Source organism: Mycobacterium sp. 1245111.1 (assembly GCF_001673405.1).
GTDB lineage: Bacteria > Actinomycetota > Actinomycetes > Mycobacteriales > Mycobacteriaceae > Mycobacterium.
Genome location: NZ_LZLV01000067.1, coordinates 1 through 13,649, shown reverse-complemented (window position 1 = coordinate 13,649; position 13,649 = coordinate 1). Strand labels below are relative to the sequence as shown.

11 protein-coding genes are annotated in these 13,649 nt (G+C 67.0%); 2 read left to right on the top strand and 9 right to left on the bottom strand.

Features of this window, described 5'->3' with window-relative positions; translation table 11 throughout:
- Positions 1-32: 32 nt before the first annotated feature.
- Both A5658_RS11375 and A5658_RS11370 read right to left on the bottom strand, forming a co-directional pair.
- Positions 33-1,433 carry an MmgE/PrpD family protein gene (locus A5658_RS11375; protein WP_067334268.1) on the bottom strand — a complete coding sequence of 467 codons (1,401 nt, stop codon included), beginning with the start codon at positions 1,431-1,433 and terminating at the stop codon, positions 33-35.
- On the bottom strand, positions 1,430-1,912 hold the full coding sequence (locus tag A5658_RS11370; RefSeq protein ID WP_067334264.1) for an NUDIX domain-containing protein: 483 nt from the start codon (positions 1,910-1,912) through the stop codon (positions 1,430-1,432). Before A5658_RS11370 ends, A5658_RS11375 begins: the two co-directional genes overlap by 4 nt.
- A gap of 123 nt (positions 1,913-2,035) precedes the next feature.
- Here A5658_RS11370 and A5658_RS11365 point away from each other — a divergent pair, with 123 nt between their 5' ends.
- Complete coding sequence (locus A5658_RS11365; RefSeq protein ID WP_067334261.1) at positions 2,036-2,458, top strand: tautomerase family protein; 423 nt, start codon at positions 2,036-2,038, stop codon at positions 2,456-2,458.
- Positions 2,459-2,471: 13 nt separating this feature from the next.
- On the opposite strand, the gene A5658_RS11360 is transcribed toward A5658_RS11365, so the two are convergent.
- Together A5658_RS11360 and ffh are read right to left on the bottom strand one after the other, a co-directional pair.
- Positions 2,472-3,557 (bottom strand): amidohydrolase family protein, encoded by a 1,086-nt coding sequence (locus tag A5658_RS11360; RefSeq protein ID WP_231997282.1) that lies wholly within the window; start codon positions 3,555-3,557, stop codon positions 2,472-2,474.
- Positions 3,539-5,095, bottom strand: a complete 1,557-nt coding sequence (gene ffh, locus A5658_RS11355; protein ID WP_067334255.1) for a signal recognition particle protein — start codon at positions 5,093-5,095, stop codon at positions 3,539-3,541. Before ffh ends, A5658_RS11360 begins: the two co-directional genes overlap by 19 nt.
- A gap of 133 nt (positions 5,096-5,228) precedes the next feature.
- Between ffh and A5658_RS11350 the strand changes: the two genes are divergently transcribed.
- On the top strand, positions 5,229-6,008 hold the full coding sequence (locus A5658_RS11350; RefSeq protein ID WP_067334253.1) for an alpha/beta hydrolase: 780 nt from the start codon (positions 5,229-5,231) through the stop codon (positions 6,006-6,008).
- On the opposite strand, the gene A5658_RS11345 is transcribed toward A5658_RS11350, so the two are convergent.
- The 5 genes from A5658_RS11345 to A5658_RS11325 all read right to left on the bottom strand — a co-directional run.
- Entirely contained in the window at positions 6,005-8,485 is a 2,481-nt protein-coding gene (locus A5658_RS11345) for a [protein-PII] uridylyltransferase (RefSeq protein ID WP_082993096.1), read from the bottom strand. The genes A5658_RS11350 and A5658_RS11345 overlap by 4 nt on opposite strands.
- A gap of 48 nt (positions 8,486-8,533) precedes the next feature.
- A complete protein-coding gene (locus A5658_RS11340; RefSeq protein ID WP_067334246.1) occupies positions 8,534-8,872 on the bottom strand; it encodes a P-II family nitrogen regulator in 339 nt (112 codons plus the stop codon).
- 2 nt (positions 8,873-8,874) lie between these two features.
- Positions 8,875-10,260 (bottom strand): ammonium transporter, encoded by a 1,386-nt coding sequence (locus A5658_RS11335; protein WP_067334243.1) that lies wholly within the window; start codon positions 10,258-10,260, stop codon positions 8,875-8,877.
- A 202-nt stretch (positions 10,261-10,462) separates the two neighbouring features.
- A complete protein-coding gene (gene ftsY, locus A5658_RS11330) occupies positions 10,463-11,758 on the bottom strand; it encodes a signal recognition particle-docking protein FtsY (protein WP_067334239.1) in 1,296 nt (431 codons plus the stop codon).
- 13 nt (positions 11,759-11,771) lie between these two features.
- Positions 11,772-13,649, bottom strand: a 1,878-nt coding sequence (locus A5658_RS11325) for an AAA family ATPase (RefSeq protein WP_156751398.1), incomplete at its 5' end; no start/stop codon positions are given.

Sequence of the window (13,649 nt, the reverse complement as noted above, 5' to 3'; positions counted from 1 at the left end):
AGTAAGTACTCGCAATCTTTCTTTAGCTCGGCTTACAGCCTTCCCCGGCTTCGGGCGTGCCGCGCGCTCGGGCTGACTGCCGCCAGCAGCGATGCCAATTCGGCCACCGTGATTTCGTCCAGGCGGTGCACGGCGTCGACGATCTCGCCGCGCAGCGCGTCATCCGCGAACGGTTCGGCCAACCAGTGGAATTTCTCGACAACCCGATCCCAAGACATCGGCCGGGTGGGTGATCCCTCGAAGTCCGATTGCTCACGATGAAACGCCCGACCGTCCCTGAGCGCGATATGCACGCGAGCCTCGGTGCGCTCCGGGTAGGCCTCGGTCAGGTCCGCTGCCGGGTGTACGTCCACGCGAGCCAGCAGCGTCTGCACGTCGGACCGGCGAACCCGTTCTGTCTCAAGCTGTTCCGGGCCGACCTGCCCGTCCAGCAGCGCGACAGCCACCAGGTACTTGAGGTTGTAGTCAGCCTGCTCTTTGTTCGACGGGTGGTCCTTGTCGCCGTAGCGGCCACCGCCGGCGATGTCGAATGCGCCCTGGAACACCTCGAGGCTCACCGACTCGACGTCGTTGGCGTCGATGGCGTGCCCGTCGCGCAAGGCCAGGGTCGCGTCGATGACCACCTGGCCGTGGATCAGTGAGCAGTACTGCTTGAGGTACGTCTGCTCGACGGCATTCAGGGATCGGTCCGATGGGCGCAGGTCGATCGGCTGGTCGAATAGTTGCTCCAGGCCATTGGGGCCCTCGAAAAAGCCTCGCGGGCCGGTGATTCCGCGGCCGGCAAGCATCGTTGCGTACACCGCGCGCATCCCGGTGGTCGCCGGTGAGATGCCCTTCCACGTCGACACCGGTTCGGTGTGCACCGCGGCCAGCGACACGTTGTCCACGGTGGACGCGGCGATAGCGTCCGCGGTTCGGGCGACGTCGAGTCCGAGCAGCTTGGCCGAGCCGGCGGCCGCAGACATCGCCAGTTGCAGCGCGTGGTTGAGCCCGCGACCCATCACGGGAACCTTTGCGCTGAAACGGCATTGGATCTCGTAGGCGACCGCGAGTGCGAGCAGGAAATCCGCCCCGCTGGCGTCGACGTGTTCGGCGACGGCGAACACCGCGCCGAAGTTGTCGGCCGGGTGACACAGGCCGCCGGGCGTCAGATAGGTATCGAGCAGATCGGGATAACGCACCAGCACGGCGTTGAAGAAAGCCGCCTGGTCCACTGATGCGCGGCCACCACCCACGAATGTCGCTGTGGGACGGCCGCTGAACTGTTCGGCGTGCGCACGGATCGACGGGATCAGCTCACCGTCGAGGGCACCGACCGCACAGGCGATGCTGTCCAGCACGTTCCGCTTCAGCGTCGCCCGCGCCGGCCCGCTGATGTCGGATTGACCGGCATCGACCACGAACTCAGCGAGCTGCTCGACGGCGTATGTCATGACGCGGCGGTCTCGAAAACCGTTGGCGCAGTGAGATTGCCGTCTTTCGCATACTGGATCCTCCGATACATGTCGTCGGTCATGTCCGGCAACTCGGCCAGATCGAACCAGCGGGCGTCGACGCTTTCGTCGTCGGCGGGAAACGGTTCGCCGCCCACCCAGTCCATCCGGAACACGAGATCGAGGTATTGGGCGTGGTCGCCGTTGACGTGGACCATCGGCCGGGTCACGTGCACCCAGGCCAGTCGGCGCGGGATCGCCTGAATGCCGCTCTCTTCCAACACTTCTCGGGTAGCGCAATCCGCCGGGTTCTCTCCGGGATCGATTATTCCGGTGATGGGCGTCCAGGCGTGGTTGTCGGCTCGTCTGATCAGCAGCACCTGACGGTCGCGTATGACTACCGCGGTGATGGCTGGCAACCACAACAGCGCATGGCCGACGTGGCGTCGAAGCTCGACGATGAATTCGGGGATCGGCACAGTCCCGTTTCTAACAGAGACCTCGGTGCGCAGACGCCCGGGCACCCCCCGCACACGTCATTCATCACTATGATTTCACCTCAGGAACCACCCATCCTCATCAGCTCTGGAGGGAACAGCCGTATGCCGCTCGCTCGGATCGACCTCATCGAAGGCAAGTCGGTGGAGTATCGCCACACCATTGCAGACGTGGTGTACGACAAGATGATCGAATGTCTTGGAGTGCCTGAGGATCGATTTCAGACCATCACCGAGCACAAGGCGGAGAACTTCTTTTTCGACCGCGACTATCTCGGTCTCTACCGATCCGAGAATTGCATCTTTATTCAGCTGATCTTCCTCGACGTCGCGAGTCCGGAACAGAAAGCCGCGTTCTACCAGGCGGTCGTCGATCAGTTGCAGGAGAAGCTGCAGGTCCGGCGAGAAGATGTTTTCTTCAACCTCATGACGGTGGGCCCGCCAGACTTTTCCATGGGCAACGGTGTGGCTACGTATATCAACGGGGTTCCGACCGATCGCCTCGACCCCACCTCCATCGAGGGCTGACCGGTCGGACCCTTCAGTACAGCTGCCCCCGCAGGATGACCACATCGGCGCGGTGCAGCACCTCGGGGCCGTAGCGCGGATCATCGTAGTAGCACAACAGGTCTGCCGAAGCGCCGTCGTCCAATCCTGGGCGGTCGAGCCAGCCGCGGGCGTCCCAGCACGCCGCACCGAGCGCCTCGGTGGGACTCATTCCAATGCGGGTCAGCGCCTCGACCTCGTCGCCGATGCGTCCGTGGGCGATCATGCCGCCCGCGTCGGTGCCAGCGTAAATAGGTATGCCGGCCTCGTGGGCCGCAGCCAGTCGCGGGTAGGCGTTGGCGTACAGGTCGCGCATGTGCGCGGCATAGGTCGGGTACTTTCCCGCGGCGTCGGCGATGCCGGGAAAGTTTTCGACGTTGATCAGGGTGGGCACCAACGCCGTTCCGTGTTCGACCATCAACTCGATGGTGTCGTCGGTGAGACCGGTGCCGTGTTCGATGCAGTCGATCCCGCCCTTGATCAGACCTGGCAGCGCGTCCTCGCCGAAGACGTGTGCGGTCACTCGCGCGCCGTGGGCGTGGGCGGCATCGATCGCAGCCTTGATCACCTCGTCAGACCACAGCGGCGCCAAATCGCCTATGCCACGGTCGATCCAGTCGCCGACCAGCTTGACCCAGCCGTCACCACGTGCGGCCTGCAAGGCCACCGCATCGGGAAGCTGGGATTCGTCTTCGATGTCGATCGGCAGGCCCGGGATGTACCGCTTGGGGCGGGCCAGATGACGGCCGGCCCGAATGATGCGGGGTAGGTCGTCGCGGTCGTCGAGGCTGCGGGTGTCGATCGGCGAACCGCAATCGCGCAACAGTAGGGCGCCGGCGTCGCGTTCGGCTTCGGCTTGCGTTATCGCCTCGCCGAGTTCGACGGCGCCGCCCGGTCCCAGCCCGACATGACAGTGCGCGTCGACCAGGCCCGGCAGAATCCAGCCGCCGTCGAAAATCGTGTCGGCGCCGCTGATCGGTTCGCGGCTGATCCGGCCTTCGGCGATCCACAGTTCGATGGGTTCTTCGTCGGGAAGCCCGATCCCTCGAACGTGCTGCGGCACTAGTTGTTGCCCGGGAATTTCAGCTTGGACAAGTCGAAATCGGCCAAGCCGGGCGGCAATTCGTCCAGACCCTGCGGCATGTTGGACAGGTCGGGGAACCCGGCCGGCATGCCGGCGCCGAGCGGACCCCGGGCCTTGGGCGGCGTCGGCCCGCGCTGCTTCTTGCCCTTCTTGCCCTTGCCTTTTGCGTTCTTCCGGGTTGACGACTTGCGCCCCAGCCCCGGTATGCCCATGCCGCTCACCATCGAGGACATCATCTTGCGGGCCTCGAAGAAACGGTCGACGAGTTGGTTGACCTCGGACACTGTCACACCCGATCCGTTGGCGATGCGCAGCCGGCGGGAGGCGTTGATGATCTTCGGGTCGGCCCGCTCCTGGGGCGTCATGCCGCGAATGATCGCCTGCAGCCGGTCGAGCTGCCGGTCGTCGACGGCGGCCAGGGCCTCCTTCATCTGGCCCGCACCGGGCAGCATGCCCAGCAGGTTGCCGATCGGGCCCATCTTGCGGATCGCCAGCATCTGTTCGAGGAAGTCCTCCAGCGTGAGTTCGCCGGACCCGATCTTGACCGCGGCGGCCTCGGCCTGCTGCGCGTCGAAGACCTGCTCGGCCTGCTCGATCAGGCTCAGCACGTCGCCCATGCCCAGAATGCGGCTGGCCATCCGGTCGGGGTGGAAGACGTCGAAGTCCTCCAGCTTCTCACCAGCCGACGCGAAAAGAATTGGCACACCGGCGATTTCGCGGACCGACAGCGCGGCGCCACCGCGCGCGTCGCCGTCCAGCTTGGTCAGCACCACACCGGTGAAGCCGACGCCCTCACCGAATGCCTGCGCGGTGGCTACCGCGTCCTGACCGACCATCGCGTCGAGCACGAAAATCACTTCGTCGGGATCGACTGCGGCGCGGATCGCGCCGGCCTGAGCCATCATCTCCTCGTCGATACCCAGCCGTCCGGCGGTGTCGACGATCACCACGTCGAAGTGCTTGGCCCGCGCCTCGGCAAGACCGGCCGCGGCGACGGCGACCGGATCGCCGGGTCCGGCGGCTTGATCGGTGTCGGCCGAGGTGCCTGGGTGCGGCGCGAATACCGCGACACCGGCCCGCTCCCCCACGATCTGCAGCTGGTTGACCGCGCCCGGCCGTTGCAAGTCGCAGGCGACCAGCAGCGGCGTGTGACCCTGGTTGCGCAGCCAGAGCGCCAGCTTGCCCGCCAGCGTGGTCTTACCGGAACCCTGCAGGCCGGCCAGCATCACCACGGTCGGCGGCGTCTTGGCGAACGTCAGCTGGCGGGTCTGGCCGCCGAGGATCGCGATCAGTTCCTCGTTGACGATCTTGACGACCTGTTGGGCCGGGTTGAGGGCGCCGGACACCTCGGCGCCCTTGGCGCGGTCTTTGATGCGGCTGACGAAGGCTCGGACGACGGGCAGCGAAACGTCGGCTTCGAGCAGCGCCAGCCGGATCTCGCGGGTGGTGGCGTCGATGTCGGCGTCGGTCAGCCGGCCCTTGCCGCGGAGTCCTTGCAGGGCCCCGGTGAGCCGATCGGACAGCGATTCAAACACGAGGCCCAGCCTAGCGGGGGGCGCCGGCTGTCGCCGGAGAGGAGAGCAGCGCGAGTGTGCGGCCAGCCGCACGCTCGACGCTAAATGTGCGGCCAGCCGCACACTCGCGCGGAGTTTGGCAGATGATCAGCGCATGCTCGAGGTGATCGACAAGGGATACTGCGACGACGCGCATCCGATACCACTGCTGTTTGTGCACGGTGGCTGGCATTCGGCTTCGTGCTGGAGCAACTTCGTCGACTTCTTCGCCGACGCCGGCTACCGCGCGGTGGCGGTGAGCCTGCGCGGGCACGGCGGCAGCCCGGCCGGCAAACGCTTTCACGCCTGCTCGATCGCCGACTACGTCCACGACGTCCAAGTCACCGCCGACAGTCTCGGCGCCCACCCGATACTCATCGCGCATTCGCTCGGCGGCTTCGTCGTGCAGCGTTACCTGGAGGATCGCGACGCTCCGGCGGCGGTGCTGGTGGCATCGGTGCCACCGACGGGTGTGCTGGGGTTGGCGACCCGGATCTGGACCCGCCACCCGTGGATTTCGATGCGCTCGCTGCCGGTCGGCAACCTGACCGGTTTCATCGGCACCGCGCCGCTGGTTCGCGAGCACCTCTTCAGTGCCCAGACGCCCGACGACATCGTCGAATCAGCCTCTGCGAGTGTGCAATCCGAGGCGGTGCGCGCCTCGCTCATCGATCCGCTGACCCGACGGGTGAAGACGACGCGGGTCAACACGCCGATGTTGGTTCTGGGCGCCGCGGACGACGGCATGGTCACCAACGCGGAGGTGCGCGCTACGGCGCGGGCCTACCGAACCGAGGCAGAGTTCTTTTCCGACATGGGGCACAACATGATGCAGGAGCCCGGCTGGGTCGGCGTCGCCGAACGCATCGACCGGTGGCTGCAGCAGCCGAACTAGACGGCGGCGGCGGCCGGCGACTCGCCCAATACCGCCAGCAGGTGATGTTCGATGGCCGCCCGGGTGCTCGAGCCGGGCTCGCCGGTCGCCCTCGATGCGGCGCTGCGCTCCGGCAGCGCGATGCAGAACACGTCGTCCACCATCGACCCGCGGGTGCTGACCTTGGCCCAATCGATGTCGACCTGGGCACGCTCCAGCGCTCCGGTGAGCAACGCGAGCAGACCCGGCCGGTCGTTGGCCCGGATCTCGATGATCAGCCGGCCCGGCGCGCCCTCGAACCACAGGATTCGCGGTGGCGCCGCCGGTTGATGCACCGGGACCGCGGTCGGCGCATCACCCACCGGCTTCGGCTTGGTTTCGGCCGACCGCTGTTCCAGAGTGCCCAACACGTCGGTCTGCCCACCCAGCGCCCGGATCAGCTGCTGGCGCACCAGGCCCGAGGCGGGCGGGCTGCCGAAGTGCGGTGACACCACGAATTCGCTGATCGCGACGCCGTCCTTCACGTTGATCGACGCGGAGTGCACCCGCAGCGAGTTCAGCGTCAACACGCCGGCGGCCTTGGACAAGAGCCCGCGTTGGTCCGGGGCGATCACGACCGCGTGATGCAAACGCCGATCGGCGCCCGGCCGCAGCTCGACATGAACCTTGCGGTCGGCGGCCAACGCCAGGTATTCGGGGTCGAGCGGATCGGCCTGTGGCAACGCCTCGCCGTTCATCGCCATCCGGCTGCGCCGCACCAGATCACCGATCAGGGAGGCCTTCCAGTCGCTCCACACCCCCGGCCCGGTAGCAAGCGAGTCGGCCTCGGTCAGCGCATGCAACACGTCCAGCAGCACCGGATCGCCGTCCAGCGCTTCGCAGACCGTGGCGATGGTCTGCGGATCGTTGAGGTCCTGACGGATGGCGACCTTGGCCAACAGCAGGTGGTGGAACACCAGCTTGGACAGCAACTCCACGTCCGACGGCCACATCCCGAGCCGGGTACCGATCTGGGTGGCCAGCTGTGCGCCCAGCACGCAGTGGTCGGCGTCGCGACCTTTGCCGATATCGTGCAATAGGGCGGCCAGGATCAGCAAGTCCGACCGAGCCACCCTGGTGGTGAAAATCCTTGCCCGCGAGACAGTTTCGGCGAGATGGCGGTCGACGGTCCAGATGTGCACCACGTCGCGCGGCGGAAGGTCCCGGACCGCCCCCCACTCCGGGAAGAGCCGGCCCCACAATCCGGTGCGGTCCAGCGTCTCGATTACCGCGATGGTGTCCGGGCCCGCGGTCAACATCATCAGCAGGTTGTCCAACGCGTCGCGTGGCCATGGGTTCGGCAGCTCTGGCGCCGTATCGGCCAGCCGGGTCAGCGTGGACACCGCGATCGGCAAACCCGTGACGGCCGACGCCGCGGCAACCCGCAGCAGCAGCGCGGGATCGCTTTGCGGTCGGGCATCGCGGGCGAGCACGATCTCGCCGGCGTACTCCACCACACCCTCGTCCAGGGGTCGGCGCGGACGCCGGCGGATCGCCGACATCCCGCGCCGTGGTAACGCATTGGAGGCGGTGCGCAGCCCCGCGTCGACGCGGTAGCTGATCGTGCGTCCGACGTCGGACAACAGCCGCGACAGGTCGAAGCGGTCGCCGACGTGCAGCGCTGCGCTGATCTCGTCGGCGAACTGGGCCAGCACCTGGTCGTGGCCGCGACCGGATACGCGGTGCAGTTCGGTGCGGACGTTGAGCAGGGTCAGGTGGGCGCCGGTCAGCGATCCAAGCGGGTCATCCGTTTCCCCGACGGCCAGGCGGTCGGTCAAGTGGGCGATTGCCAGCGCGTCGAGCAGCTGAATGTCGCGCAGGCCGCCGCGGCCGGCTTTGAGATCGGGCTCGGCGCGGTGGGCGATCTCCCCGAAACGTCGCCACCGGGCGTGGGTTTCGTCGACGACTTCGCCGAAGATGGACTGGATTCCCGAGCGCCACTGCCGGCGGATGCCCTCGATGAGGCGGCCGGACAGCTCTTCGTCGCCGGCGATGTGCCGGGTGTCGAGCATCGCCAGGCAGGCGGAGACGTCGGCGCCGGCGACCTTCAGCGTCTGCGCGACGGTCCGCACACTGTGGTCGAGGCGAATGTTGGCGTCCCACAACGGGTACCAGAGCGAATCGGCGACGTCCCGGACGGCGTCGGTGTTCATTCCGTCATGCAGGAGCAATAAGTCCAAGTCGGAGTAAGGCACCAGTTCGCGACGCCCCAGCGAACCCGTCGCGACGATCGCGAAGCCGCTGCCGGGCATGATTCCGATCTCGGAAGCCTTTGTGGTCAACCAGAATTCATGCAGCTCGCCCCACGCTTCGCGCAGGGCGGCCGAGTCGAGTTCATTCGGGCCGCGGGCGAGAAGCTTCTCCCGGGCGGCAGCGAGATCCGTTGCCGCACCGGATATTTTTCCCACCACAACGTCCTTTGCTGGCGGGTCGGGTGAGTCTTGCTCGCGCTGCGTCATTCCCATCCTGGTCGGGTCGACCACGCCGTAGGCGTTTTCATGTGGCGATCAGATCGCGTCGGCTCCCCGCTCGCCGGTGCGGACCCGCACCACGGTTTCCACCGGGCTGACCCAGACCTTGCCGTCGCCGATCTTGCCGGTGCGCGCGGCCCGCACGATGCTGTCCAGGGCCTTGTCGGCGTCATAGTCCTCGATCAGCACCTCGACGCGGACCTTGGGCACGAAGTCGACGGAGTATTCAGCACCCCGGTAGACCTCGGTGTGCCCTTTCTGGCGTCCGTATCCCTGAACTTCGCTGACCGTCATCCCCAGGATTCCGACCTGCTCCAGGCTGGCTTTGATGTCCTCGAGCGTGAATGGCTTCACGATCGCGGTGATCAGCTTCATTCCTATTCCGCCTCTACTTTGTCGCCCACTCGATTATGGCCAAAGGTGCTCTCCGGCAAACTCGCGTGCGGGAGAACAGAGCCAGAGCCACCCGCCGTCGCGAAGTCGTAAGCGCTCTCCGCGTGCTGAGACTCATCGATACCCGCCGATTCGCCCTCAGGGCTCAGTCGCAGGCCCATCGTGTATTTGAGTATCAACGCAAGGATAAGAGTGACGATAGCGGAGTAGGCGAGAACGCTGAACGCGCCAACCGCTTGCCGCCACAGCTGATCCCAACCCCCGCCGTAGAACAAGCCCTTGACTGCGGCGGGAGCTTCGGGCGCGGCAACCAGGCCGACGAGCAACGTGCCCGCCAGACCACCGACCAGGTGCACACCGACCACGTCGAGTGAGTCGTCGAAGCCGAGCCTGAATTTCAGGCCGACCGCCAGAGCGCACAGGGACCCGCCTACCGCGCCGATCACCAGGGCGCCCAGCACGTTCACCGACGAACAGGACGGCGTGATGGCGACCAGACCGGCCACGATCCCCGAGGCCGCACCGAGGGTGGTGGCGTGGCCGTCGCGGATACGTTCGGTGGCCAGCCAGGCCAGCATCGCTGCCGCGGTGGCAACGGTGGTCGTGACGAAGGTCGATGCCGCCACACCGTTGGAGCTGGTGGCCGAACCCGCGTTGAACCCGTACCAGCCGAACCACAGCAAGCCGGCGCCGAGCATCACGAACGGCATGTTGTGCGGACGGAACAGCGTGGTGGGCCAACCTTTGCGCTTGCCCAGCACGATGGCCAGCACCAAACCGGCCGTACCGGAGTTGATATGCACCGCGGTTCCACCGGCGAAGTCGATCGCTTTCAGCTTGTTGGCGATCCAGCCGCCGTGCTCGGCCGTGACACCGTCGAACGCGAAAACCCAGTGCGCGACCGGGAAGTAGACGAAGGTCGCCCAAAGTCCGGCGAACACGAGCCAGGCGCTGAACTTCAGCCGGTCGGAGACCGCGCCCGAAATCAGGGCAACGGTGATGATCGCGAACATCAACTGGAATGCGACGAACACGTTCATCGGCAGCGTGCCGGCCAACGGAATGTCAACGGCGGCTTTGCCCGCGGCCGCGGCGGCGGAGTTGCCTCCGATGAGCCCCTTCAGGCCGAAGTACTCCATCGGGTCGCCGAAGAGGTCATCCTTGTCGTTGCCGAAGGCCATCGAGTAGCCGTAGAGCACCCACAGCACGGTCACCACGCCCATGGCGCTGATGCTCATCATGATCATGTTGAGCACGCTGCGGGCGCGGACCATCCCGCCGTAGAAGAACGCCAGTCCCGGGGTCATCAACAGCACCAGTGCGGAACTTGCCAGCATCCAAGCGGTATCGCCGGTATCCGGCTGGCCCATTGTCGGGAAACTCACTCGTTTTCACCTCCGGTCAGGCATGAACGGCCCGTCAGACAAATGCCTGTGGCCTGCACGAGAACCTTGCAAAGCGGTTGTTACAAAACGCGGCGCTGACAGGTTTCGTCGGTGTTACATCTGCGCGGCCGGCCGGGCCGCTGATTAGCCAATCGCGGGCAAGCCGCCCGCAGCGGGTCGCCGCCAGTCAGCCCAGCAGCGCGTCGACGAAGGCCGCGGGTTCGAACGGGGCCAGGTCGTCGGGTCCCTCACCCAGTCCGACCAGTTTGACCGGGACACCGAGCTCCTGCTGAACGCGAAAAACGATGCCACCCTTGGCGGTGCCGTCCAGTTTCGTGAGCACCGCTCCGGTGATGTCGACCACCTCGGCGAACACGCGCGCCTGGGCCAGCCCGTTCTGCCCGATGGTCGCGTCGAGCACCAGCAGCACCTCGTCGACGGCGGCGCGGCGGGTGACCACGCGCTTGACCTTGCCGAGTTCGTCCATCAGGCCGGTCTTGGTATGCAGCCGGCCAGCGGTGTCGATCACCACCACATCGGCGCCCGCCTCGATCCCCTTGTCGACGGCGTCGAAGGCGACGGCAGCCGGGTCGGCACCCTCGGCACCGCGCACCACATCGGCACCTACGCGAGCTGCCCAGGCCTGCAACTGATCGGCCGCCGCCGCGCGGAACGTGTCGGCCGCGCCCAGCACCACGCGTCGACCGTCGGCGACCAGCACCCGCGCGAGTTTGCCGACGGTGGTGGTCTTTCCGGTCCCGTTGACGCCGACAACCAGCAGCACCGAGGGGTGATCGTCATGCGGAAGTGCGCGCACCGAACGGTCCAGACCCGGTTGCAGCTCGGCGATCAGCACGTCTCGCAACACCGCGCGCGCGTCGGCCTCGGTGTGGACGTCCCTGCTGGCGAGCTGGTTGCGCAGTTCGGCCACCACCGAACTCGTCACGGTCGGACCCAGGTCGGCGATCAGCAGGGTGTCCTCGACCTGCTCCCAGGAATCCTCGTCCAGGTCTCCGCCACCGATGAGCCCTAAGAGGCTGCGGCCCAAGGCATTCTGCGACCTGGCCAGCCGGCCGCGTAGCCGCTCCAGGCGTCCTTCCGGCGGGACGATCTCCTCGGTGGCGGGTGCCTCTGCGGGGGTTGCGGGTTCAACCGGTGGTGCCTGCTCGACCGGCGATGTGCTCGTATCGGGTTCGGGCAGTTGAATATCCGAGACGGTGCGCCGCGGGGCATCGCGCGGAATCGTCGCGTCGTCACCGACGGCGGGTAGCCCGGTGGTGTCGATCCGGTCCGCCGTTTCGGTGCGGCTGAACGTGATTCCCGAGGACGCGGTGTACCCGCCGGAACGGTCGAGGGTAGGGGTCTGCTCAGGCCCCGACAGGCTGATCTGCCGTCGCCGGTATCGGACCAGCCCCAGGACCAGGACGGCGATGACGACGAGCGCGGCCACGACCGCGATTGCAATCCACACAGCGTGCGGCAACGTATTTCCTCGCTTAAGTAGTCGTGACCAGCTCGTTGACCTGCTGACCGCGCATTCGTTGCGAGATCACCGTGGTGATGCCGTCGTCGCGCATCGTCACGCCGTAGAGCGAGTCGGCGACCTCCATGGTCGGCTTCTGGTGGGTGATCACGATCAGCTGTGACTTGGCCCGCAGCAACTCGAACAGACCGATCAGCCTGCGCAGATTGGTGTCGTCGAGCGCCGCCTCGACCTCGTCCATGATGTAGAACGGCGACGGGCGGGCCCGGAAAATAGCGACCAACATCGCCACCGCGGTCAGTGATTTCTCGCCACCGGACAGCAGCGACAGCCGCTTGACCTTCTTGCCGGGTGGGCGAGCCTCCACCTCGATACCAGTGGTGAGCATGTCGTCGGGATTCGTCAGCAGCAGCCGGCCCTCGCCGCCGGGGAACAGCGAGGCGAAAACCCCTTGGAATTCCCGCTCTACGTCGACGTAGGCCTCGGTGAACACCTGAAGGATCCGGGCGTCGACATCGGCGACTACGTCGAGCAGATCCTTACGCGCGGCCTTGACATCTTCGAGCTGCGTCGACAGGAAGTTGAACCGCTCCTCCAGTGCCGCGAACTCCTCGAGCGCCAACGGGTTCACCCGGCCCAGCTCGGCCAGCTCGCGCTCGGCGCGTTTGGCGCGACGCTCTTGGGTGGGTCGGTCGAACGGCAGCGGCGCCGGCGCCGTGACCTGCTCGCCGCGCTCGCGGGCCTGCTCGTACTCGGCCATCTCCAGTTCGGTCGGGGGCAGCGAAACCTGCGGGCCGTACTCGGCGACCAACACGTCGGGCGCCATGCCGAATTGCTCGAGCACCATCTGCTCGAGTTGCTCGATGCGCAGCGCCGCTTGGGCTTTGGCGACCTCGTCGCGGTGCAGCGATTCCGTGAGAACCCCGATCCGGGTGCCCAACGTGTTCACCTCGTCGCGGACCGCCGCCATCGCGGTGGAGCGTTGCTGACGCTCGGCGGCCAGCACATCGCGGTTCTGCGATGCGGCGGCGACCACCAGAGCCAGCCGAGCCGCCAGCAGGCGGCCGGCATCGGCGACCGCGGCCGCCACCTCGGCCGCCCGCCGACGCGCGGCCCGGGCCTGCTGGGCGCGCACCCGTGCCTCGCGCTCCGCGGCAGCCGCGCGACGCAGCGAATCCGCTTTCCCGCGAACGGCATTGGCGCGCTCCTCAGCGGTGCGTACCGCCAGCCTGGCCTCCACCTCGACGCCGCGGGCCGCCTCGGCCGCCGCGGCGATCTGCTGCCGCACTTCGCCGTGGCTCGGCTCGCTGGACACATTCTGGGGCTGTTCGACGTTGCCCAACCGCGTCTCTAGCTCACCGAGCTCGGCGAGGGTGTCGGCGCGCCCGGCTTCCAGCTCCTCGCGTTGGCGCGTCAGGCGGTGCCACTCCTCGTCGGCGGCGCGGGCGTCCTGGCCCAGCCGCCCGAGCTGCTCGTAGATCGCGGAGATGGCGGCGTCGGACTCGTTGAGCGCCGCCAACGCCTGCTCGGCGGAATCCTGGCGGCTGCTCTGCTCGCTCATCGCCCCGGACAACGCCGCACTCAGTTCGTTGCTCTGCTGCTCGGCTGCGGCGAGTGCGGCTCGCGCCTTGGCGATTTCGGAGGTGATCTCCAGCGTGGAGGGTTTGCGGTCGGAGCCACCGTGGATCCAGCCGGCACCGACCAGGTCGCCGTCACGGGTGACCGCGCGCAATTGTGGCTGCGCGGCAACAAGATTCATCGCCTCCGTCAACCCGCCGACCACCGCGACGCGCGACAGCATGGCGACCATCGCACCGCGCAGCCGCGCGGGCACCTCGACGAGGTCCAAAGCCCAGCGTGCGCCGTCGGGCAATGCTCCCACCGGTACCGG